The 20,936-nt window shown below is 43.7% G+C and carries 21 protein-coding genes; 9 read left to right on the plus strand and 12 right to left on the minus strand.

Going from position 1 to position 20,936, the window contains the following annotated elements; all coding sequences use genetic code 11:
• Positions 1-23: 23 nt before the first annotated feature.
• From ACFQ1M_RS07775 to ACFQ1M_RS07785, 3 genes are all read right to left on the minus strand, one after another.
• Positions 24-164: a nuclear transport factor 2 family protein gene (locus ACFQ1M_RS07775; protein WP_386406384.1), complete on the minus strand. Its 141-nt coding sequence runs from the start codon at positions 162-164 to the stop codon at positions 24-26.
• Between the two features lie 71 nt (positions 165-235).
• Positions 236-1,102: an acyl-CoA thioesterase gene (locus tag ACFQ1M_RS07780; protein ID WP_386406387.1), complete on the minus strand. Its 867-nt coding sequence runs from the start codon at positions 1,100-1,102 to the stop codon at positions 236-238.
• 136 nt (positions 1,103-1,238) lie between these two features.
• Positions 1,239-3,347, minus strand: coding sequence for a M48 family metallopeptidase (locus ACFQ1M_RS07785; protein ID WP_386406390.1), 2,109 nt, complete (start codon positions 3,345-3,347; stop codon positions 1,239-1,241).
• 126 nt (positions 3,348-3,473) lie between these two features.
• Between ACFQ1M_RS07785 and ACFQ1M_RS07790 the strand changes: the two genes are divergently transcribed.
• From ACFQ1M_RS07790 to ACFQ1M_RS07800, 3 genes are read left to right on the plus strand one after another with little or no spacing between them, the layout of a single operon-like run.
• Positions 3,474-5,045 (plus strand): glycoside hydrolase family 32 protein, encoded by a 1,572-nt coding sequence (locus ACFQ1M_RS07790; RefSeq protein WP_386406393.1) that lies wholly within the window; start codon positions 3,474-3,476, stop codon positions 5,043-5,045.
• Positions 5,038-6,348, plus strand: coding sequence for a sugar porter family MFS transporter (locus tag ACFQ1M_RS07795; RefSeq protein WP_386406396.1), 1,311 nt, complete (start codon positions 5,038-5,040; stop codon positions 6,346-6,348). Before ACFQ1M_RS07790 ends, ACFQ1M_RS07795 begins: the two co-directional genes overlap by 8 nt.
• Positions 6,345-7,241: a carbohydrate kinase family protein gene (locus ACFQ1M_RS07800; RefSeq protein ID WP_386406399.1), complete on the plus strand. Its 897-nt coding sequence runs from the start codon at positions 6,345-6,347 to the stop codon at positions 7,239-7,241. The genes ACFQ1M_RS07795 and ACFQ1M_RS07800 overlap by 4 nt, the downstream gene beginning before the upstream one ends.
• A 1-nt stretch (position 7,242) precedes the next feature.
• Here ACFQ1M_RS07800 and ACFQ1M_RS07805 read toward each other — a convergent pair whose 3' ends face one another.
• The gene (locus tag ACFQ1M_RS07805) at positions 7,243-7,557 is read right to left on the minus strand and encodes a hypothetical protein (protein ID WP_386406402.1); all 315 of its coding nucleotides are present in this window, start codon (positions 7,555-7,557) and stop codon (positions 7,243-7,245) included.
• A 189-nt stretch (positions 7,558-7,746) separates the two neighbouring features.
• Between ACFQ1M_RS07805 and ACFQ1M_RS07810 the strand changes: the two genes are divergently transcribed.
• Entirely contained in the window at positions 7,747-8,325 is a 579-nt protein-coding gene (locus ACFQ1M_RS07810; protein WP_386406405.1) for a YceI family protein, read from the plus strand.
• 5 nt (positions 8,326-8,330) lie between these two features.
• Here the strand turns inward: ACFQ1M_RS07810 and ACFQ1M_RS07815 are convergent, their stop codons facing one another.
• The 7 genes from ACFQ1M_RS07815 to ACFQ1M_RS07845 all read right to left on the minus strand — a co-directional run bounded on the left by ACFQ1M_RS07815 (position 8,331) and on the right by ACFQ1M_RS07845 (position 14,246).
• Positions 8,331-8,582 carry an acyl carrier protein gene (locus ACFQ1M_RS07815; RefSeq protein ID WP_386406408.1) on the minus strand — a complete coding sequence of 84 codons (252 nt, stop codon included), beginning with the start codon at positions 8,580-8,582 and terminating at the stop codon, positions 8,331-8,333.
• Between the two features lies 1 nt (position 8,583).
• Positions 8,584-9,855 carry a beta-ketoacyl-[acyl-carrier-protein] synthase family protein gene (locus ACFQ1M_RS07820; protein ID WP_386406411.1) on the minus strand — a complete coding sequence of 424 codons (1,272 nt, stop codon included), beginning with the start codon at positions 9,853-9,855 and terminating at the stop codon, positions 8,584-8,586.
• 16 nt (positions 9,856-9,871) lie between these two features.
• Entirely contained in the window at positions 9,872-10,309 is a 438-nt protein-coding gene (locus ACFQ1M_RS07825; protein WP_386406414.1) for a 3-hydroxyacyl-ACP dehydratase FabZ family protein, read from the minus strand.
• A 190-nt stretch (positions 10,310-10,499) separates the two neighbouring features.
• Positions 10,500-11,285, minus strand: coding sequence for an enoyl-ACP reductase FabI (locus tag ACFQ1M_RS07830; RefSeq protein WP_386406417.1), 786 nt, complete (start codon positions 11,283-11,285; stop codon positions 10,500-10,502).
• 54 nt (positions 11,286-11,339) lie between these two features.
• Positions 11,340-12,392 carry a type III polyketide synthase gene (locus ACFQ1M_RS07835; RefSeq protein ID WP_386406420.1) on the minus strand — a complete coding sequence of 351 codons (1,053 nt, stop codon included), beginning with the start codon at positions 12,390-12,392 and terminating at the stop codon, positions 11,340-11,342.
• 37 nt (positions 12,393-12,429) lie between these two features.
• Positions 12,430-13,125 carry a methyltransferase domain-containing protein gene (locus tag ACFQ1M_RS07840; RefSeq protein WP_386406423.1) on the minus strand — a complete coding sequence of 232 codons (696 nt, stop codon included), beginning with the start codon at positions 13,123-13,125 and terminating at the stop codon, positions 12,430-12,432.
• Positions 13,125-14,246, minus strand: a complete 1,122-nt coding sequence (locus ACFQ1M_RS07845; protein WP_386406426.1) for an NAD(P)/FAD-dependent oxidoreductase — start codon at positions 14,244-14,246, stop codon at positions 13,125-13,127. The genes ACFQ1M_RS07840 and ACFQ1M_RS07845 overlap by 1 nt, the downstream gene beginning before the upstream one ends.
• 105 nt (positions 14,247-14,351) lie before the next feature.
• On the opposite strand from ACFQ1M_RS07845, the gene ACFQ1M_RS07850 reads away from it, so the two are divergent.
• The 5 genes from ACFQ1M_RS07850 to ACFQ1M_RS07870 all read left to right on the plus strand — a co-directional run bounded on the left by ACFQ1M_RS07850 (position 14,352) and on the right by ACFQ1M_RS07870 (position 18,878).
• Positions 14,352-14,909 (plus strand): ExbD/TolR family protein, encoded by a 558-nt coding sequence (locus tag ACFQ1M_RS07850; protein ID WP_386406428.1) that lies wholly within the window; start codon positions 14,352-14,354, stop codon positions 14,907-14,909.
• A 342-nt stretch (positions 14,910-15,251) separates the two neighbouring features.
• Positions 15,252-16,541, plus strand: coding sequence for a hypothetical protein (locus ACFQ1M_RS07855; RefSeq protein WP_386406431.1), 1,290 nt, complete (start codon positions 15,252-15,254; stop codon positions 16,539-16,541).
• A 3-nt stretch (positions 16,542-16,544) separates the two neighbouring features.
• Positions 16,545-17,189: a hypothetical protein gene (locus ACFQ1M_RS07860; protein WP_386406434.1), complete on the plus strand. Its 645-nt coding sequence runs from the start codon at positions 16,545-16,547 to the stop codon at positions 17,187-17,189.
• Between the two features lie 47 nt (positions 17,190-17,236).
• Positions 17,237-17,497, plus strand: a complete 261-nt coding sequence (locus ACFQ1M_RS07865; protein WP_386406437.1) for a hypothetical protein — start codon at positions 17,237-17,239, stop codon at positions 17,495-17,497.
• Between the two features lie 469 nt (positions 17,498-17,966).
• On the plus strand, positions 17,967-18,878 hold the full coding sequence (locus ACFQ1M_RS07870) for a lipase family protein (protein ID WP_386406440.1): 912 nt from the start codon (positions 17,967-17,969) through the stop codon (positions 18,876-18,878).
• 1 nt (position 18,879) lies between these two features.
• Here the strand turns inward: ACFQ1M_RS07870 and ACFQ1M_RS07875 are convergent, their stop codons facing one another.
• On the minus strand, positions 18,880-20,886 hold the full coding sequence (locus ACFQ1M_RS07875; protein WP_386406443.1) for an alpha-ketoacid dehydrogenase subunit alpha/beta: 2,007 nt from the start codon (positions 20,884-20,886) through the stop codon (positions 18,880-18,882).
• Between the last annotated feature and the right edge of the window lie 50 nt (positions 20,887-20,936).

Genomic DNA, 20,936 nt, shown 5'->3' on the forward strand with positions numbered 1-20,936 from the left:
CAGCACAAGCGTGAGAAGAATGGCTATTTTTGCGCTCGATAAAAACTCTTATTCACGATAAACCAACGACCTTCTGTCTTTTGAAGCGTCATAAAATCGTGAAAGATCTTTTCGGCGTCTTCAATTTTTAGTCTTGTAACTGCAGTACTGCCTTCGATGACCATGCTTACAACTTTTAAAGGAATCCTAAAAAGGCCTGAAACGCCAAACACCTGAACGTTCAACTCAAAAACTTCTAAACGCTCTTGGGTCGCATCAATCCTTCTTGCGCTACAGAGGCGATCAACTTACCATCGCGCGTAAAGATATTGCCCCTGGCAAAGCCTCTGGCGCCATAGGTGCTTGGCGAATCCATGGAGAATAGCATCCAATCATTAAAGTCAAAGTCTCTATAATACCACATCGAATGGTCTAAACTTGCCATCTGCGTATTGCCAAAATGCGCGCGACTCGCATGCGGGTTCATGGCGGCCGATAGAATGTTGTAATCTGAAATATAGGTGAGCACCTGCTGCTTGGTGGCCAGATCGAGTTTGGAGGCATCTCCTTTCAATCGAAACCAGACATCTTCTTTTGGCGGCAGGTCCTTTCGATCCATCGGATTGGGCAGTTGTACTGGCTTAAAATCGATAGGGCGTTCTATGGACAAGAAGGTTTTCATGGCCTCGGGTAAGAAGGCACCGTATTGATTCACCACATCTGTCCAGCTTAGCAATTCTTCTGGCTGTTTTAGATCGGTTGGCATCGAAACTTGATGTGAGTGCCCCTCTTCTACCCTATGAAACGATGCCGCTAAGATAAAGATCGTGGTCTCTCCCTGTTTTGCAGTGACACGTCTAGTGGAGAAACTCCCCCCATCGCGGATAATACCAACATCAAAGGTGATGGGAAGTTCTAGATCTCCTGCCTCTAAAAAGTAGGCGTGCATCGAATGTAGGATCCGTTTGTTTCGAATGGTCCGATAGGCGGCATTCAGGGCTTGCGATAGCACTTGTCCGCCAAAAACGTTGGGACTACCAATGGATTTGCTAACACCATTGAATTGGTGTTCATTAAGTTCCTCAAGGATCAACACATTAAGAAGGTCGTCAACTGTTTTCATGCCTATGGTTGTTTCCTTTCAAAGATAAGCGGGTAAATTGAATTGCCTCGCCTACAGATGTAACTAAATTTTAAATCGCCTAAAAGCCATGCTTGAAGATCGATATGCAAAAAAAAAAATCAGCACCTAAATCAAATTAGTTGACCACAACCGATTCTTTCTTAAGGTCCTCTAAAGGTCGGATCAAAAACGATATCAATTTAAATATGAGTCGATTATAGTTGTTAATAAGTATATCGACATTGGCGGTCAAGGTCTGAAACTCACCATTGTTGAACGACTTTGAGTTTACTTTCTTCAATTCGTTATTGCCAAGCATGTCCAATAGTTCATCCAGCGTTTCAATGTTGGGCAAGGGTGTGAAAAGCATTTCCTTGTTTCCATCCCGTAAAGATCTAACATGATCGACCAGTCCATTTACTGTCATTGTCAGTCCCTTGATATCACTGTCTGTAACGTCCCCTTTCTCTGCTAATCGTGTAAAATGGCTGTGCACGGCATTATTCTTTCCCACAATGCTTTTAAGATCTTTTTGAAAATGGTCTAGCATCTTTATCCGTATGATCTGTACCTTTCGGTTTTCCACGTCCAAGGCCGCCAAACTCAATCGTAACATTTCTCGGTCCCAATCCGCAAAAGGCGCATGCAGTAGATCGTCGCGATCCTTGACCATGCATTCTACAGCATCATTCAGGTTTTTTTTCTTGTATTTGGTTCCTTTGTATTCAAACTCCTTTATTTTTTTGGCTCCATTGGAGATCAAAGCTAATTCTTGATACTTTTCATTGATCTCTTTGATGGGCTGCATCAATTTGGGCAATTCTTCTCGAACCAATGTTTCAAAACGATCACGTATCTCATCGGGTGAAATATCTTCTCCATTAGGCTGTATTTCTGAAAGCTCTGGCAAATTCAAATAGCGCTCATTAAAACTCCCCATATATTCTTCTCCGAAAACCTGCTCTGTGCTCTTTTCTTGAGCGATGAAAGCAGTCATTTTTTTTGTGTCAGGGATATATTCTGCTGGCTTTAGTTGCATGAAGTTCAAGTACAATTTTTGAGTGATCTCTTCTTGTATCTTTTCAGGTTCTTCAAATAATATCCATGGAGACGTCTCATCAACCGTTCCCGAAACATATGGTCGTTTTGCATTTTCTTCACGATCTTTGTTGGCCGGGTGGCTCGCATACATGTCCAAGGACGAATACGTTTCCTCCTCCTTGAATACAACGGGCACCCCGTCCTCGTCAGATTCGCGAGCATCAATTTCTTTCTGCATTGCCTCCTGTTGCTGCTCTAGCATGGTCTTTTGGTGTAAAAAAAGATTACCAGAATATATCTTTTGTGAAGCTGCAGTCCCCGTATAGGACAAAGTCGCATCCCAACTGCTAAATGCCTTCTCTAGCTTCCATAATGCATTGATTATCGCATCGCTACCACTAACGCTCACCGCCACCTTATCTGCGTGAAATTCCATCTCTCGCGATAGTGATGAATGCAGTAGATTGATCATCTTATATATCAAGAACATCAATTGGCGTACCAACCAGATAAAAGGAGTAATGATCCAAGCAATAAATGAGATACGAATATCGATCCCTCTCCACATGGCTAGAATATCGTCCCATTTGTCACGCTCGAAGATCATGTCGTGAATGATTTGATTGGCCATATAGACATAGCTGCCCACTTGCATACTAGATTGTGAGAAATGACCAAACTCGTGCGCCATTACCGCTTTGAATTCCGTTAGATTCAATCCGTTCACCAAACCTAGACCTATGAGCAAATTCTTCTTTTGTGGAAAAAATAGGCTCAGTAAGGTGCTGTTGAAGAACACACAGGCGTTCACATCATGATTGACCAAGATCTTATTGGGTATAGGCCCATTGGTATCCTTTGCAATTCTGTGAATGAACGCGTATAATTTAGGATGATTCTTTGCAGTGATCTCAACGGAGACTTTGTCTTGAAACTTATTGAATTTGAACAAGAACTTCAAAGTGAACAACACCAACATGAGTCCGCCCACGGCCCCGGCAAGTTCCCAGAGGGTTCCATCATTCATAAAGCTGTTGAACATATAATATGTGAAGTACGAAAAGCCGAAAAGCATCCCAAAATAACATAGATAGAAAAGTAGGATACCAAGGATGGCAAGGACTACCTTGCTCTTATACGAACGATGAACTTCGGTTAAATTCTCAGGGACAGCCGAGGGGTTCTCGGGATAACTATACAGCATAGATGTAAAATTTGCGGCTTGAAAAATATGTCAAATTATAAGAATTCGCAAACAAGATTTCGTTCTGCCCTATTGCTGATGCATTCTTTATCCTTAACTTAGAGCAGCTAAGCACTTTACTGATCTATGAAACGCGTTTTCCTATACCCACTGGTTTTATTATTACTTCTGAACTGTAAGAAAGAGCAAAAGGAAGATCGTCCTGAAGCCCAAATCCAAAAAATTGATTCGCCGGCCAGTATGAATGAAAAGTATCGGCCTCAATTTCATTTTACTCCAAAAGAAAAATGGATGAATGATCCCAACGGATTGGTGTATCACAACGGGATCTATCACCTTTTTTATCAACACTACCCAGAAGATATTGTGTGGGGGCCTATGCATTGGGGGCACGCTACAAGCATGGATTTGATCCACTGGAAACACCAACCTATCGCCTTATATCCAGACAAACATGGACTCATATTCTCGGGAAGCGCTGTTGTGGATAAAAAGAATACTGCTGGATTTGGCAAAAACGGGAAGACACCTTTGGTGGCCATTTTTACCTACCATTCGATGGAAGGTGAAAAAGCAGGTCGTGATGATTTTCAAACGCAAGGTATCGCCTATAGCCTCGACGATGGGCAAACATGGACCAAATATAAAGGGAATCCAGTAATTGGGAATCCAACAGGCATTCGCGATTTTAGAGACCCCAAGGTGTTCTGGCATCGAGCATCCAGACAATGGATAATGATACTGGTCGCAGGGGATCATGCAAAGTTCTACTCCTCTCCTAACCTTAAGGATTGGACGCATCTTAGTGATTTTGGCAAGGATAAAGGCGCACATGGCGGAGTATGGGAATGCCCTGATCTTTTTAAAATGAAGGTACAAGATAGTGAAGAGGAAAAGTGGGTGCTGCTCATAAGCATCAACCCTGGTGCTCCCAATGGCGGGTCGGGGACCCAATATTTTGTGGGCGACTTTGATGGCATCACATTTACCACCGATCAAAAAGAAACCAAATGGATCGACCGCGGAATGGACAACTATGCCGGTATTACTTATAATAATGCGCCCTACGATCGACGGGTCTTTATCGGCTGGATGAGCAATTGGAACTATGCAAGGGATACACCAACCAAGGTCTGGCGGTCGGCAATGACCATGCCAAGGGATCTGCGCCTTGTCAAAGAACAAGATGTCTATTTTCTAAAGAGCCAACCTATTCGTGAATTGGGTTCATATATAGGCGAGACCTTATTTAGGACAGATATCGTGGTCGATAGTAAAAAATCCTTCAGCAAAGATTTTGATGACCTGAATCGAACAGCGATCTCATTCGACACCAACCTATCCAAAGACCTTAAATTGACCTTCTCCAACAAACAAGGCGATTCTCTGGTCATAGGAGTGGATACCGAGCAGCAACAATTATTTCTCGATCGTAGTGCTTCAGGTATAGTGAATTTTGAAAAAAGTTTTGCCGAAAGGCCTCAAGTGATCCCAATTGATGTCTCGGATAAAGACGTGCCATTCGAGCTGTATTTGGATCGCTCTTCGATCGAGTTATTTGTGGAAAAAGGAAAATATGTGCTTACGGCTCAGGTATTTCCAAACGTTCCTTACACCAACATCAGTATTTCTGCTGACAAGAAGGCCGAGCTTTCCACATTTACAGTGCAACCTATAAGATCTAGCTGGGATGAATAGAAAACTACTCGCATGGTCATTGATAGCGGCGATGGCTGGATTTTTATTCGGTTTTGATACCGTTGTGATATCTGGCGCTGACAAAAAATTACAAGCATTATGGGAGTCTTCTGATGCTTTTCATGGAATCGTAGTTATGGGAACCGCCCTATTTGGAACCCTATTTGGAGCGATATTTGGAGGTTACCCCAGTAATCATCTAGGTCGAAAGAATACCTTGATCCTCATCGGAGTGCTTTATGTCTTCTCGGCCATTGGGTCTGCCCTAGCCAACGATCCCTATATTTTTGCCCTTTTCAGATTTATCGGTGGTTTGGGCGTTGGCGCTTCTACCATCGCAGCACCAGCCTATGTTTCGGAGATCGCTCCTGCAAAGGACCGTGGACGATTGGTGGCCTTATATCAATTTAACATTGTGGCAGGGATCCTGATCGCTTTTATCTCCAACTACCTGCTAAGCGATATAGGTGAAAATGCGTGGCGTTGGATGCTGGGTGTTGAGGCCGTTCCCGCAGCGATCTATACCTTACTGGCCTTTACCATACCAAAAAGCCCTCGGTGGTTGGTCACCAAAGGTCATAGAGCTTCAGCACAAGCAATTATGCAACGAATTGATCCAAACATGGATTTTGAATCACTCATTGAGGAGATGAAGAATACCGACGAGGCTAACAAGGAGAACATTTTCTTAAAAAAATACCGAAAACCTTTACTTCTTGCCTTCTTTATTGCCTTTTTTAATCAGTTTTCAGGTATCAATGCTTTTCTATATTATGCTCCGCGAATCTTTGAGGAGGCAGGTCTGGCAGAAAGCACCGCCTTGCTAAGTAGTATTGGTATTGGTCTTACCAATCTCATATTTACACTTCTGGGGGTCTTTTTGATCGATAGACTAGGCAGAAAGCAGTTGATGTATATCGGCTCTGTCGGTTATATTCTTTCCTTGACTCTGGTCGCCATGGCCTTTTTTCTAGGCTGGTCTGGAATTATGGTGCCCATATTCCTCTTCATCTTTATCGCGGCCCACGCCATTGGACAAGGTGCCGTGATATGGGTATTTATCGCCGAAATATTTCCAAACCAGCTGCGTTCCTCGGGTCAGGCTTTTGGGAGTGCCACCCACTGGTTACTCGCTTGGCTGATCCCTTCCTCAGTACCTCTCTTGTTCGGGTGGGTAGGCGCAGGAGTCGTTTTTATCTTTTTTGCTTTGATGATGGTATGGCAGCTCCTATGGGTACGATTTAAGATGCCAGAGACCAAAGGGATACCGTTGGAGGAACTAAGCGAAAAATTATTGAAATGAGCACTCCCGAACCACTTATTATTTGCTTTGGCGATATCCTTTGGGATATATTTCCCGAGTATAAAAAAGTGGGAGGTGCACCGCTGAATGTTGCGCTGAAACTTCATTCTTATGGGGCAAACACCTATCTGATCAGTGCCGTCGGAAACGATGCGCTAGGAAATGACCTTCTCGATCACCTTCACCAAAGAGGATTGCAAACACAGTTGGTACAAAGAACTAAAAAAAATCCTACCGGAAGTGTACTGGTCACTATTGACGATGATGGAAATGCGCAATATGATATAAAAAAACCTGCAGCTTGGGATAGCATCCAGTTTTCAAAAACGCTGGAGGAAGTGGTTAAGGAATCCGACGCTTTTACGTTCGTCAGTCTGGCTTTTAGAAGCAAAACATCAAAAGAGACACTCGACCGACTGCTTAAATCGGCATCGTACAAGGTTTTTGATGTAAATCTAAGAGCTCCGCATTATAACTTGGACGAGGTTATATCCTATCTACAATTGGCTGATCTTATCAAATTGAACGATGAAGAATTGACGGTCATTTGTAGGCATCGCTCCTTTACCTCGACCGATATCGAAGAACAAACTCACTTTATTGCCCAAGCTACACGGACCACCAATGTTTGTGTCACTCTTGGCGCTAAAGGCTCGCTTCTACTCAATGGGAATCAGCTCTATAGACACCAAGGCTATAAAGTCACGGTAAAAGACACTGTAGGCGCTGGAGATTCTTTTCTGGCAAGCCTGATATACAAATTATTGACCCATACGGATGCGGAAGAGGCATTGGACTACGCCTCGGCAGTGGGCGCTTTGGTCGCCTCTAAGGAAGGCGCCAATCCTATCATTACCGAAAATGATATTGCCAAAATACGGAGTGGTGAATGACCTAAGTTCTGCCGCCTCTAAGATTTGCGCGATATCGCTGTATGCGCTTTCTAAAGGCTATGATGCTATGCATGTGACTTTTTAAATGGCCAAGCCCTTGCTCCTTATGGTCTCGAAGAGATCTGATCAATTCATCATTACGCCGTCTTAAAAGCTCTACATGACGTCGATAGGTCTGCAAGCGCCTAAACAATCGATGCGTAGTTGGCTCATAATTGTGCGAGTGCAAAGCTCTTCTAATGGAATGTAGCTCCTTATCTATCTTCTCTAGACTAACAAGATACTTCTCTTCATTATCTATCCGCAATGTTTCCATGGCTATTGGTTTTTGGAGGTTGTCTTTTATATTGAAAAGCACTTTAAGTTACTGATTATTGGAAAGTTAACAAAATATATTTCTGGAAAGCTCCTTTTTTAACACGGAAATGTTAAAAAGGAATTTGGCAAAGGTGGTCCAACGAGAGCGTCATTTCGTATATTTGGCATGATACAACCGCAGCAATCGATGAAACTACTACATGTCTTTATTTTACTGGCCTTAATTACCGGCACGAGCATTCAAGGACAACGCATTGAGGTCGTCACTGAGAATGCAGAGGCTGCTTTTACCTTCGTTGCAAAAGAAGTTGAAGGCACCATTGGCGAGATCAAAGCTACCATCGTGTTGGATGACACTGATCTTGAAAATGCGTCTTTTAGCGGCACGGCAAATATAGGAACGATCAACACCTCCAATTTTCTCAGAGACAAGCATTTGATGTGGAAGAAGTACTTTTATAAAAAGATGTTCCCCGAAGTGTCATTTAAAAGCACCGCTGTTGAGAAATTGGATGATGACATGTATGCCATTATGGGAATGATGACGTTACGAGGAAGGTCTCGGGAAGTTCGCATGGAATTTACCATTAAGGAAAAAGAACTCCGCGGGTTCTCCAGCATCAATATCGCAGATTTTGGGGTCAACGTTATGAAGCAAGATAAAGACAACCGTGTCGACATCAAGTTTACATTTCCTTTAGAAAAACCGATTGGCGCGGCACAAGAAAAGCTTCCTGAAGCGGAATCCGACGAGGAAGGGCAATAGGCCCATCAATTCTCTAGACGCTGATCGATAACGCGTATGGCCCCGTCTACAGTGGTCATTTCTTCGATAGAGGCATCATCTATCTCAATATCAAAGGCATCCTCTACGTCTAACACAATATCCACTAAATTGGCAGAATTGATATTCAGTTCTTTGGTTAGATCGCTCTCAGGTCTTATATCAGCTGTTGTAACCCCCTCAGGCAAATATATCTTAATAATATTCTCTAGTTTGGCGTAAATTTCTTCTTTGGTCATATCAATTTTTAAAGCTCTTAAAAATAATACATCCGTTGACATCTCCAAAGCCAAAACTCGCTTTTGCAACATATTCCAGTTTTTTTTCAATGACGCTCCGAACGATCCTTTCTTCGGCAATGAGATCTGTGATCTCTGGATGTATATCCTCACAATTGATATTTGGAAATAAAAAACCATGGTGGAGTTGCAATACGCTGGCGACACATTCGATACTTCCCGAAGCGGCCAACGCATGACCAACCATAGATTTTAAGGAGTTGACATACGGAAAATCATCTCCGCTTCTTTCGAGGGCCATTGCCCAATTCTCAATTTCTGTTGGGTCTTTGCTGGTGGCCGTGAGGTGTCCGTTGATCGCATCGATCTGCCTTGCATGTACCTTTGCATCCTTTAAGGCTTCTCTTATACAACGCTGTACGGCGATACTATTGGGTGCCGTCATACTTCCGCCATTGGTTTGACCGCCACTATTTACATGACCTCCGGCAATTTCAGCATAGATGGTTGCTTTGCGTTCTATTGCACTCTCTAACGATTCTATGACCATCGCTCCTGCTCCACTGCCCGGCACAAAACCGCTAGCGCTAGCGCTCATTGGTCGAGAACCCTCCTCGGGTGCGTTGTTATGTTTATAGGTACACACCTTCATAGCATCAAATCCACCCCATAAATAGGGACTTGCGTCGCTACAGCTTCCTACAAGCATTCGCTTTGCCTTTCCCGCTAGAATACGCTCATATCCCAGAAGGATGCTTTCGGTACCAGTGATACAGGCTGAAGAATTGGTGCTCACTTGGTTGCCAAGGCTGAGCATACCCCCTAAATAGGCACTGACACCACTGGCCATGGTCTGCTGTACGGTGGTGCTACCTAATCGTCGTACTTTGCCTTCGTCGAGTTTATAGATCGCTTCACGAAATTTGTCCACGCCAGATGTACCTGTTCCAAAAAGGCACCCACTATCCCAATCTGCATCATCAGTATCTAGAGGTAACCCGGCGTTCTTCCAAGCATCTATACCTGCAATAATGCCATAGAGAATACCATTGCTGTTGAAACCTTTCAATTGAAGCGGTGTAAAATAGGAGGCGACCTTTTCTTCAGAAAGTACTGGTTGCCCAGCGATCTGGCAAGAAAAACCTAAGCGTTCCATCTCAGGAACGAAGCGTATTCCAGAAATCCCATTTCTTATGGCCAGAGCGAAATTATCGATTCCAACCCCGTTTGGAGATACAACTCCCAATCCTGTAATAACTACACGTTCTTTCAATCTACAACTATGATTTTCACAATTTAATTACCCCCGAAATCACTCCGCGGCACACTTCCTCGCCTGCTTCATTGCTCATGCTTACTTTACATTTCAGCTTGCCAAATCTAAAATATTGCTTATTTGAGATGACCGTCACTTTTTCATTGGGAAATACCGGTTTCAAGAATTGTACATTGGTCTCTGTCATGGCTATTTTAGAATCTTTGGTCAGGAGGTCTCCCAAAATATAAATACCCAAGCATACTACGCCTATCTGGGCCATGATCTCTGTCAATATCACCCCAGGTGTCACAGGATATCCTACAAAATGGCCTTGGAAGAATTCATGGTCCTCCGTCAATGTATAAAAACCTATGACGCCATCCTCATTGATCTCCACCAATTTCTCCACAAACAAAAAAGGCTTGGTGTAGGGAAGTTTTTTAAAGATGTTGCTATAGTCTTCCGCCATTATTTAAAAAATTGATTATTATTCGACCATCTTAGATTTTCAATCCTTTACGTCAGCAAAAAATGATATGTCGCCTTATTATTTTGTTTCATCTCCAACATTTTAGGACTCGCGAAGACGTATTTTGATATGTCTCTCATTATTCCACATTCAACATTCAGCATTCAACATACATAATTATAATCGGTATCTACCGAATATGTTCTCCTCCATCCACAGGGATCACAGTACCGTTGATCCAGGCGGCCTCTTTCTTGCATAACAAATAAACCGCATTCGCCACATCTTCAGGCATTGTAAGGCGTTTATTAGGATTTCTTTTCAAACTTTGAGCGATCAATAGTTCACTGCCAGGAATGAGGCGTAGTGATGACGTATCGGTCACTCCTGCCTGTATGCAATTTGCCTTGATACCAAAAGGAGCATATTCTAGTGCAATACTACGTGTAATGGCTTCGAGCGTGGCCTTTGCTGCCGACACAGCCGCGTAGTTCTCTATTGCACGATGACTGCCTTCGCTTGTGAACGCGATTACCCGAGCATCGGCAGCAAATAAGGCTGCTAGATGCAGCTCCTTCACCCAATCGAACAAACTAGCTCCCATGGCATCGATGGTGAGCATAAAGTCATCATGTTTCAACACCTGCGCATCTTTAGACACCATTGGCTTTAAGTTGCCCTTCGCAATGCTGTGTAGCAAGCCGTGAAGTTTGCCTTTGCCAAGGTTTTTCTTCAAACTTAAAACGACCTCATCCCGTTTTTCTGGCTTTGTAGCATCAACATTAAAGTGATGCAATTCTACCCCTGCCTTTTCGATCTCCTCAAAATTCTTCTCCACCTCTGGCATATCCGATCGACGGGTACGATGCACGATAATGATATTCATACCATGCTGAGCCAGTTTTTTTGCGGTAGCCATTCCTAGGCCAGAACTTCCTCCCAAGACCACCACATATTTTTCTTCAAATTCTTTCATGTTTTTTAAGGCGATCTTTATTCAACATTTATTTAAAGCATTTCTTCAATAAGGCTAAAACTCCAATAGCACTCGTTGTGCCGAAAATCCAGGCCCAAAACTCAGCATCAGGCCCTTTTCGCCTTTTTTTGGAGACGCCTCCATAAAACGTTCCAAAACATAAAGTACCGTGGCGCTGCTCATATTTCCATACAATCGCAATACCTCTTTGGTATGGTCGATGTTCTTTCCCAAGGCACCAAAAAGGTTCTCCACAGTTTCAACGATCTTCCTTCCACCTGGATGAAAGATCAAATGGTCGATATCGTTGATGCTCAGGTCTTGTTTCTCTAAAAATGGATGAATGATCTCTGGGAAGTGCCTAGCGATCTCCTCTGGAACTTCGACATCCAGGACCATCTGCAATCCACTGTTCTTTAGATCAAATCCCATCATGTGTGTTGCATCGTAAAAATGATACATTTCTTCCGCCAAGATGCTTGGTCCGTCATCTTTTTCATGGGAAGATAACAAGACAGTGGCCGCACCATCACCAAATATAGCAGCGCTGACCACGTTGACCATACTATAATCTTCGTGCTGGAAGGTCGCCGTGGGCGATTCCACTGCGATCACCGCAGCCCTTTTCCCGGGATTGGCCTTCAAAAAATTATTCGCGTAGATGATGCCAGACACTCCGGCGGCACATCCCATTTCGGTTACCGGTAGTCTCACCACATCTTGTCGCAGCTTTAGCTCATTGATCAAAAAAGCATCCAATGAAGGGATCATAATGCCCGTACAACTAACGGTAATGATAAAATCGATGTCCGAAGGATTCCATTGCGCCTTGTCCAGTGCTTCTTCTAAGGATCGCCGTGCCAAAACGGTCATCTCCCGTTTATACATGGCATTCTTTTCTTCGAATGAGGTCTTGTTAAAAACCTCTTCCGGACCCATGATCGAGTATCGCCGATCGACTGCCGCATTGGCAAATATCTTTTTTACCTTCCTTTTGAAGCGGTCCTCATGACCATTAAGCCAAAGGTCCAAAAAAGGGATGATCTCTTCGGTGGTTCTTGTATATTTTGGTAACTGTTTCGCTACTGATACGATCTTTGTCGGCATGTATTGAGTTAAAATAGATTATTTTTCTTTCAGCGGTCTATGTTCTAATGATCCATTGCCATCTAAAGGCCCACCGCCATCGTATTCGATAATCCGGCAAATCCAACACTTTGGAATAGTTTTCTAGATCTTCGCGCTTGAACCCTCTTAAGATAGAGGTCAACCCATCTTCCCGAGGCATATGACCTATTCTAAAAATACTGCAAATTCCTTGAAAAAGACGATATGCGAGTTTACTTCTTTGCAAGTCATTGATAACGATGCCGATACGAGCTTTCGACTTTATTGTTTTAAGGAGTTTAACGATCTGCTCGTCGCTAAAATGATGTAAGGTAAGCGTCAATAACGCAATGTCGTAGTCTAGATCTTCAAAGGGAGTCGAGAACACATCCATCGTTTTATACTGAATGGTATTTTTTTTAGAATTGTTTAGTGCACATTCTATCGTGAATGGATTTGCATCAATTCCGATCAGCTTAAAGTTCGGGTTATACTTTGATAACTTTTTCAAAACACTACCATCGCCACAACCAATATCTACAATAGTTACGGGCGAGTCAATAGGGAAATCTTCAAGTAATACTTTAACTCCATTGGTAGTCACGGTGTAACCGCCTAAGAACTGATTGATCCGTGTGATTTTCTGTAAAGCATCTTCCAATTCTTTACCTTGAATACTAAAATCATCCATGATCTCGTCTTCATTACTTCTATATGTTGTGTCTATGGCCATTAAGTAAGTATTGGATTTCCATGTGTTCTTTTGATGATACCTTGCAACGCCTTCGGGAACCAGGTCAGTCCTGTTTGAATTGGACTCGCTATGCGTTCACTTCTGAACAATTTTGCCAAGAGATTCCCTGCTTTGATACGACTAGAAAATTCCTTGTTCCAAGATAGTTGATACTGTCGTTCCATGACAGCGCGAGAAATCTTCTGCTCTAAGTGCTCACTTACGATCGCCGCACATATTTTAGCGCTATGGATGGCCATGGCCATACCGTTGCCGCATAGTGGATTAATGAGTCCGGCGGTGTCACCTATCATCAGCAAGTGATTCTCTACGGCTGGTTTTCTTTCAAAGCAGACCTGACTGATCGTCAACGGTCGCTCCCATATCATAGTTGCGTCATTAAAGAACGCCTTTAATTCTGGATTTCTAGAAAGATGCTCCCGTTGAAATGCTTCAATGTCTTCAAAAGCTTTGAATGTACCATAATTGGCCAAATAGCAAACATTTACGGCATCCGTCTCTACTTTGGAGAGCCCGCAGTATCCGCCTTCAAAATTATGAAGCGCCACAAGGTCCTCCTGAAAATCCCCACTATAATGTGCTTTTACTGCAAGCCAAGGAGATTTCTTCTGTATAAACCTACGATCGAGTTGTTTGTCCAAATTAGAGCGTTTGCCATAAGCACCAACGGCGATGGCCGTCTGCAGCTCACCTTGTTTCATTTTGACCACAAAGCTGTCGGATTGAAAAATGACCTCCTCCACCTTATCAAAAATGAATGTCACGCCTAGCTTCAATGCCCTTTTGTAAAGCAACTCATCAAAGAGGTAACGGCTAATCCCAAAACCTCCTAATGGCAGGTCTACATTGAGCATTTTTCCAGAACTAGCGGAAAAGCGAAACTTGTCGATCTGCTTGGCTCCGGCCGCCAATGGGTCTATTCCTAGGTAATTGAGAAATGGCAAGACCTCGTTGGAGACATATTCTCCACAGACTCTGTGTCGCGGATAGGTATCCTTTTCAATCACCACAGGATGATGGCCTTTCAAGGCTAGATCAACGGCTAGCGTTAATCCTGCTAGTCCACCTCCCAAGATGACGATCTCTGCTTTCTTTTCCACTGGATGAAATTACGAATTATCAAATTCAATTGGATCAAGACTTCATAAATCCTTTGGCACTGATCTTGATGTTTATGAAAACATTAACATTAAAACCATCATATTATGAGAAATTCTAGAAGAGAGTCGCCAGCTGTTCATGCGGGCTCCATGGCAGACATTGCCTTTTTGTTGCTTATTTTCTTTTTGGTCACGACCACTATTGAAAATGACAAAGGGATTCCGCGTAAGCTCCCTAGACCGTGTTTGACCATGGATTGTGTGGAAAAGGCCAAAGAGCGTGATGTATTTCGCATTGAAATTGACGCAAACAACGCCTTATTGGTAGAAAACAAATTATTACGATTGTCTGAACTTAGGGCTGCGGCAACAGCCTTTTTGGACAATGATCTTGATGGCACTTGTAGCTATTGCGAAGGAGAAAGGTCGCCAACTGCGTCGGGGCATCCATCAAAGGCGATTATTTCTGTAAGAAACGACCGGGAGATCTCTTATGACTTTTACATCGCCGTACAAAATGAGCTGGTCGGCGCCTATTTTGACCTCAGGAAGCGATACGCCAAGACCATCTTTAAAAAAGAGCTAAGTGAGCTTAACGCCGAAGAGCTTAAAGAAGCACGCCAAGCCTATCCGATGCTGATCTCAGAGGCGGAGGTAGAATGAACAATATGCCCCTTCTTTGGTAAGGAAACCGAAGAAGGGATGATTTTATTGAAATATGGATTGCCAATTATATCAATGATCGCTTTGTGATAAGACTATTTGATACAAGAAAAAACTTACCTCTATAATCAATTGAGGGGATATAAACAATCACCAAAAAGGTGATTGTTTTTTACTGTTATTTTACATTGTTTTGTAGTTAATAACTGAACTAACCAAAATTATGAAAGTTTTTACTATTAGAGCGATTACCATAATAATCACTACTGCACTAATTTTTTCATGTCAAAAGGAGCAGGTAGAGCAACCTGAACCAAAGGCAAAAGTGTAAAGTCCTACATTTTGCTTAAAGAACTTAACAATAGGCTATCTAACATGGAGGGTAAAAATGCCCGAGGGATAGCCGACATCCTTAGTCAAGTCAGAACGGAGCGCGAAGGTAGCTTCATAGCGTCCATCGACAGCGAAGAGGCCGTAGTCTATACCTACGAGAACATAATCACATATACGCTTGATGTGACTGCCAGCATAGATGAGGGGGCATCCTTTTCAAACATGATCATACAGGAGCGTGAAGGCGAGACCTATGCCCATGTCGTGCATTACTCGCCTTCCGAGGAGCATGGCATCGAGGCCAAGTTCTACCATACCAATGGTGAGGTCGTCAACGAGGGTGCATCCGAGACGTCAAAATGGGTGACGACCTGCACCTACGGACTATCCCCAATATGGGAATGTGCCGCAGGGAACCCCCACCCGCCCAGCACCTGTACCTATGGCGGAAGCCATGTGATCGGCTACGACTTCGTTCTACAAGGATGTGAGACGTCTTGGGAACCCGAGTTTGGAGGCGGCGGTGGCGGAGGCGGTTCCGACGGGTCTAACATAGGAAACCCAACCAACGGCAGCCCCGTTGGCGGCGGTGGCGGAGGAGGCGGCGGTCTGCCAAACCTGCCTACGGATTTGGACTGTCCACGAAACGCCAATGACGGAACCGACCCAACCAACCCCTGCCCGCTCAACAACAATCTAAACTTCCTTTCAAACACCATGACAGCGGAGCAGTTAGTGACGATGCTCAATGCGGAGATCGAAGGCGCCGACCCTTTCTTTGTTCTGGAGGGCGACGGCAACCTCCCTCCAAGCAATGCGCAGACGCCACAGGAATTGATCGACCTTGTATTAAGCATGCAGGGTGTGAGAGAGGCTACGGGGGAAACCATTGACGCTACCTACGACGGTATTTCGTTATTGCAGCAAACCGTTGTAAGGGACCATCATTTTGACCTTTTTGATAATGGTCTATTGCAAGACACAAAGATCAGGGTATCTGTAAAGTCGATCCTGCAAGACCCCGTGACCGAATACCAACTTGTAGATTGGCACTCGCAATTGACCAGCAATGAATGGATTGCAACATGGGAACCCGTACCTTTGACCAACCTCTACCCCGATGATCAGTATGACTACATGATATTGCAGATAGATGGGACAGCGTATCAAGGGTTAGGCTATCAAGGGCTTGGCTTAGGATGGAACCACTATGTAAGGATAAAGGCTCGCATCAATGTCAATACTGGAGACATGGGCAGCGGCTCAGAAATAGAGGTCAGCTTATACCCAATAGATTAGATTATGAAAAATAGGATAGTAACATTCATCGTCGTTTTAGGACTTACACTGCTCGCAGCGGCATGCCACAGCAAACTGTGGGGTTCACTTTATCCAAAGGAAGTTTTTAGACATTTTGATGGCCAAGAACTAGAGGACTTTCAGATGCATTACATGCCATACGACAGCCTAGTTGCCCTCACGCAAATGGAAGGTGGGAAGGCGCTACAGCAGTATGTGCCGGACACGGAGCAGCAATACCTGGACCGCATCAGCATGGAGTTCGACATATTGCGCAAGCAATGGAAGGGCTATGGCCTAGATATGCGAGAAACCTCCGAGTGGACGGGTGGCGCCACGGTTTACTTCTTGCCAGACTCCTTGGAACTTGACATTGTCAAATACTCTTTCTGGAAAGGCCGCAGGGAGTACTATGGCGAGATGGTTGTGCTTACCTCAAACCACAAGGAATCGTTGATGGTTACCATGAGTCCGCTTGGCGATAGGCGTCCCACGCACAAGGCGTCCAAGGCAGAGACGGAGGTCATCGGCTTTACCGTAGGCAGGATCCCAACCAAGGAGGAGCGGCAGAAGCAACTGGAGGAACACTTACGTAAGAAGAAGGAAAAAGAGAAGGGTAAAGAGAAAGAAAAGGAAGAAAACAAATGAGATCTTATTCGTGAACTCTTTGCAATAATTATTTAAAATCAAAGCTGATGCTTATAACTATGATTGCTGTTTCCTTAAAAACACTAATGATCACACTTATAAGTGTATTGCAAAAAAAAACAGAAAAAATCGTCAACCCCGATGGAAGTTATTATTACAGAACGACCGATTCCAATTATTTAGCAGACGCATGGGGCAATATTATTTTATCTTTTGGAATAATTGCCTTTATGCTACTTGGTCTTTGGATGCTCTATAAAGTATGCTATATACTCCACAAAGTTTCAAAAAAGGTAAAGGAATGGTAATTCTTTAATAAGAACTTGATCTCGTCAAGCTCCTCGAATAGGAACAATAAGCTCAGTGAGGAAGAATTTATAAAAGAACTCAAGGCCTGTCCTATGATCATTTCGGAGGCTGTCAGAAAAGAATTAAATAGTGTCACTGCGATTCGTCTTTGATGGAGAGGCAATCGTCTATCTTTTCGTAAGCGTTCAACAGATTTCTTCCCCTCGAAGTCTAGGGTCGGAATGACGACTTTCCAGACAGCATCTTAGAAATTAAATATCACAGAAAATAATTCTTTCACAAATCTATTGGTGATTGTACTTCCATGGTCATCAAATTGAATAATTTATTCTGCATTAAAGTATTTAACATTCAATGTCTTATTGCCCATGATATTTTTAAGCAGAAAATCCAACGAATATGTAATCAGGTATTTCTACGTTGAGACAGCTCCAATACTATCGCTACTTTTGAAGAAATGAAAAAAGTATGAAACCAACCGATATCGATGCCTGTAAATTATTATGCGCATCAGCAGCGGCCTATGCGATACCAGAGAGTGCAACGACCCACACAGTGAGCGCAGGCGATTTCAAATGTGCCATCAAAGACGACCCAAAATCCTGCGATCAATTTAGGAATATAGGCTTTGTAGATGACATTCACATCGTAAATGTTGGCATTGAAGGCTGTTTAGTGGGGAAAACGACTGCCGAGGTCGTTGTTGCCTTTAGAGGGACCATTCCGAATTCATGGTTGGATTGGTTTGAGGATGCCATGGCCGAACCGACCACCAATGTCAACCTTCCTGGAAAAGTACACTCGGGATTTCTCTTTGCCTTGATGACCATCGCGGATCAAATCAAGATAGCAATCGATACATTAGACCCCACTCATGCATTGCCACTTTACATCACCGGACATAGCAAAGGAGGCGGAATGGCACCGATCGCAGCGATGTATTTTAAAAGTGTCTACAATATAACGGCTACCAATGTCATCACCTTTGCCGGCCCAAAACCAGGCGACACCACTTTTTTTAAGAGCTATAATACTGCTTTTCCAGACGCTCTGAGATACGAGAATTATCTCGATATCGTCCCCTTGTTACCGCCATCGGATTCATTTATCGCACTGCTAGAGGAATTACCCTTACCTGCCACGATAAAAAATCTTCTGGATAAGGCAAAGACATGGGATTATGAAAGCGTAGGCCGCTTGGTATATATCAACAACAAAGGAGAGATCGCCGATGTCCCTACCCCTACACCTATTCGCGTAGCGGCTATCATCGAAAAGATGGTCACTTTAAATTTCACAGCCATCGAAGATGCGCATCATGCCTCCTGTGGGTTCCGATATATGCACGGCACCTGTCAGGGAAGTGTTTGTGGCATCTAAGCTAATAACGAAGAAGCGCTATCAGTTCTGCCGCAAAGACCTGTTTGGCGAGATATTGGTCCTCCAGCTGTTTGGCAAAGGGAATCGGCGTTTCTAAACTACCCACTCGCTTTACAGGAGCGTCCAAATATTCAAAACAGTTTTCCATGATCATTGCTGAAATATCGCTTGCAATGCCGCCAAAGACCGAGTCTTCTTGAAGGATGATACATTTGCCGGTCTTTTTTACCGAGGCATAGATGGCTTCAGTATCTATAGGCTGAAGTGTCCTAAGGTCGAGAAGATCTGCCGAAAGGTCGGTTTGATCTTTAAGCACATCCAACGCCCAATGCACGCCTTGTCCATATGAAACGATCGTCACATCATTCCCTTCTTTCAATAGTGAAGCTTTACCAAATGGAAGTGTGTAATAATCTTTTGGTACATCTTGATAAATACTTCGGTAAAGTGCTTTATGCTCGAAGAACAATATTGGATTAGGGTCATTGATCGCGGTTGCCAATAAACCCTTGGCATCGTATGGGAATGCCGGGTAAACAACCTTAAGCCCCGGTGTTTTGGTAAACCACGCCTCGTTGGTCTGACTGTGAAAAGGTCCGGCGCCGACGCCTGCACCGCAAGGCATCCGAATGACCACATCTGCCTTTTGTGCCCATCGGTAGTGCGATTTGGCCAAGTAATTAACTATTGGGTTGAAACCACTAGATACAAAATCCGCAAATTGCATTTCCATAACGGCTTTCATCCCGTTGATGGATAGGCCCATGGCCGCAGAGACGATAGCCGATTCACAAATAGGGGTGTTTCGAACGCGTTCCTTGCCAAATTGATCTACAAAACCTTCAGTGATCTTAAAGACGCCGCCGTATTCTGCAATATCCTGCCCCATGATCACCAGATTTTCATGTCGCTCCATGGACTGTCTCAATCCATTGGAAATGGCATCGACCAATCGTATGTTCTCTATTTCGGTTCCGGGCTGGAAATCCTCAAATTCATAGTCGGCGTAAACATCGCTAAGTTCCAGATGTTTGTTCGGTATGATTTCATCTTCATTAAAAGCCGTATTCAAATGTTCATTGATCTCATGGGCGATCGCTGTCTTAATTTCCACTTCCATCGCTTCGGTAAGCAGTCCCTCATCTTTAAGGTACGATTGAAAGTTCATCACAGGATCTTTCTTTGCCCAAGCATCCATCAATTCTTGCGGAACATATTTGGTGCCACTAGCCTCCTCGTGGCCTCGCATCCTAAATGTCTTGAACTCGAGCAACACTGGCCGTGGTCGCTTTCTAACATTCTTTGCGATCTTTGAGACCTTATTATATACTTCAAGAATATTATTACCATCGATAATATGCGATTCCATCCCGTACCCTATGGCGCGCTCGGCCAGATCCTTACAGCGATATTGTTCTTCGGTCGGCGTAGAAAGGCCATAGCCGTTGTTTTCGATACAAAAAAGGACTGGAAGATCCCAAACCGCGGCTACATTCAGGGCCTCGTGAAAATCTCCCTCGCTGGTACCGCCTTCACCCGTGAAAACAGCACAAACTTTGTTGTTATCTTTAAGTTTATTGGCAAGCGCAATTCCATCCGCAACCCCCAATTGTGGTCCAAGATGGGAGATCATCCCAACAATTTTATATTCTTGTGTTCCAAAATGAAAACTTCGGTCTCTTCCTTTAGTGAAACCACTAGCCTTGCCTTGCCATTGCGCAAACAAACGATTTAAGGGGATTTCTCTAGAAGTGAATACTCCTAGATTACGATGCATTGGTAGTATGTATTCACTCTTCTTCAGGGCCCTTGTAACACCCACGGCGATTGCCTCTTGTCCGATACCACTGAACCATTTAGATATCTTGCCCTGTCGCAATAAGATGAGCATCTTCTCCTCGATCATACGAGGTTTTAGCATATCTCGATAAAGCCCTAATAACTCATCTTTTTGAAGATCTTTAGGGTCATATTCAATATTTTGCAAAGTAGAAGTAGGATTTTGCATATGATAAAATTACATTCTTCCAATGTAAATGTATAACATTTGGTCAGCTC

The sequence above is a fragment of the Sungkyunkwania multivorans genome (assembly GCF_042675645.1).
Lineage (GTDB): Bacteria > Bacteroidota > Bacteroidia > Flavobacteriales > Flavobacteriaceae > Sungkyunkwania > Sungkyunkwania multivorans.

What these genes read in the sequence shown, in the direction of transcription:
- ACFQ1M_RS07860 (WP_386406434.1), top strand. Translation starts at nt 16,545, where the DNA reads ATGAAAAATAGGATAGTAACATTCATCGTCGTTTTAGGACTTACACTG.
- ACFQ1M_RS07775 (WP_386406384.1), bottom strand. Translation starts at nt 164, where the DNA reads ATGGTCATCGAAGGCAGTACTGCAGTTACAAGACTAAAAATTGAAGAC.
- ACFQ1M_RS07790 (WP_386406393.1), top strand. Translation starts at nt 3,474, where the DNA reads ATGAAACGCGTTTTCCTATACCCACTGGTTTTATTATTACTTCTGAAC.
- ACFQ1M_RS07815 (WP_386406408.1), bottom strand. Translation starts at nt 8,582, where the DNA reads ATGACCAAAGAAGAAATTTACGCCAAACTAGAGAATATTATTAAGATA.
- ACFQ1M_RS07875 (WP_386406443.1), bottom strand. Translation starts at nt 20,886, where the DNA reads ATGCAAAATCCTACTTCTACTTTGCAAAATATTGAATATGACCCTAAA.
- ACFQ1M_RS07805 (WP_386406402.1), bottom strand. Translation starts at nt 7,557, where the DNA reads ATGGAAACATTGCGGATAGATAATGAAGAGAAGTATCTTGTTAGTCTA.
- ACFQ1M_RS07850 (WP_386406428.1), top strand. Translation starts at nt 14,352, where the DNA reads ATGAGAAATTCTAGAAGAGAGTCGCCAGCTGTTCATGCGGGCTCCATG.
- ACFQ1M_RS07870 (WP_386406440.1), top strand. Translation starts at nt 17,967, where the DNA reads ATGAAACCAACCGATATCGATGCCTGTAAATTATTATGCGCATCAGCA.
- ACFQ1M_RS07835 (WP_386406420.1), bottom strand. Translation starts at nt 12,392, where the DNA reads ATGCCGACAAAGATCGTATCAGTAGCGAAACAGTTACCAAAATATACA.
- ACFQ1M_RS07810 (WP_386406405.1), top strand. Translation starts at nt 7,747, where the DNA reads ATGAAACTACTACATGTCTTTATTTTACTGGCCTTAATTACCGGCACG.
- ACFQ1M_RS07865 (WP_386406437.1), top strand. Translation starts at nt 17,237, where the DNA reads ATGCTTATAACTATGATTGCTGTTTCCTTAAAAACACTAATGATCACA.
- ACFQ1M_RS07780 (WP_386406387.1), bottom strand. Translation starts at nt 1,102, where the DNA reads ATGAAAACAGTTGACGACCTTCTTAATGTGTTGATCCTTGAGGAACTT.
- ACFQ1M_RS07795 (WP_386406396.1), top strand. Translation starts at nt 5,038, where the DNA reads ATGAATAGAAAACTACTCGCATGGTCATTGATAGCGGCGATGGCTGGA.
- ACFQ1M_RS07825 (WP_386406414.1), bottom strand. Translation starts at nt 10,309, where the DNA reads ATGGCGGAAGACTATAGCAACATCTTTAAAAAACTTCCCTACACCAAG.
- ACFQ1M_RS07785 (WP_386406390.1), bottom strand. Translation starts at nt 3,347, where the DNA reads ATGCTGTATAGTTATCCCGAGAACCCCTCGGCTGTCCCTGAGAATTTA.
- ACFQ1M_RS07840 (WP_386406423.1), bottom strand. Translation starts at nt 13,125, where the DNA reads ATGGCCATAGACACAACATATAGAAGTAATGAAGACGAGATCATGGAT.
- ACFQ1M_RS07830 (WP_386406417.1), bottom strand. Translation starts at nt 11,285, where the DNA reads ATGAAAGAATTTGAAGAAAAATATGTGGTGGTCTTGGGAGGAAGTTCT.
- ACFQ1M_RS07800 (WP_386406399.1), top strand. Translation starts at nt 6,345, where the DNA reads ATGAGCACTCCCGAACCACTTATTATTTGCTTTGGCGATATCCTTTGG.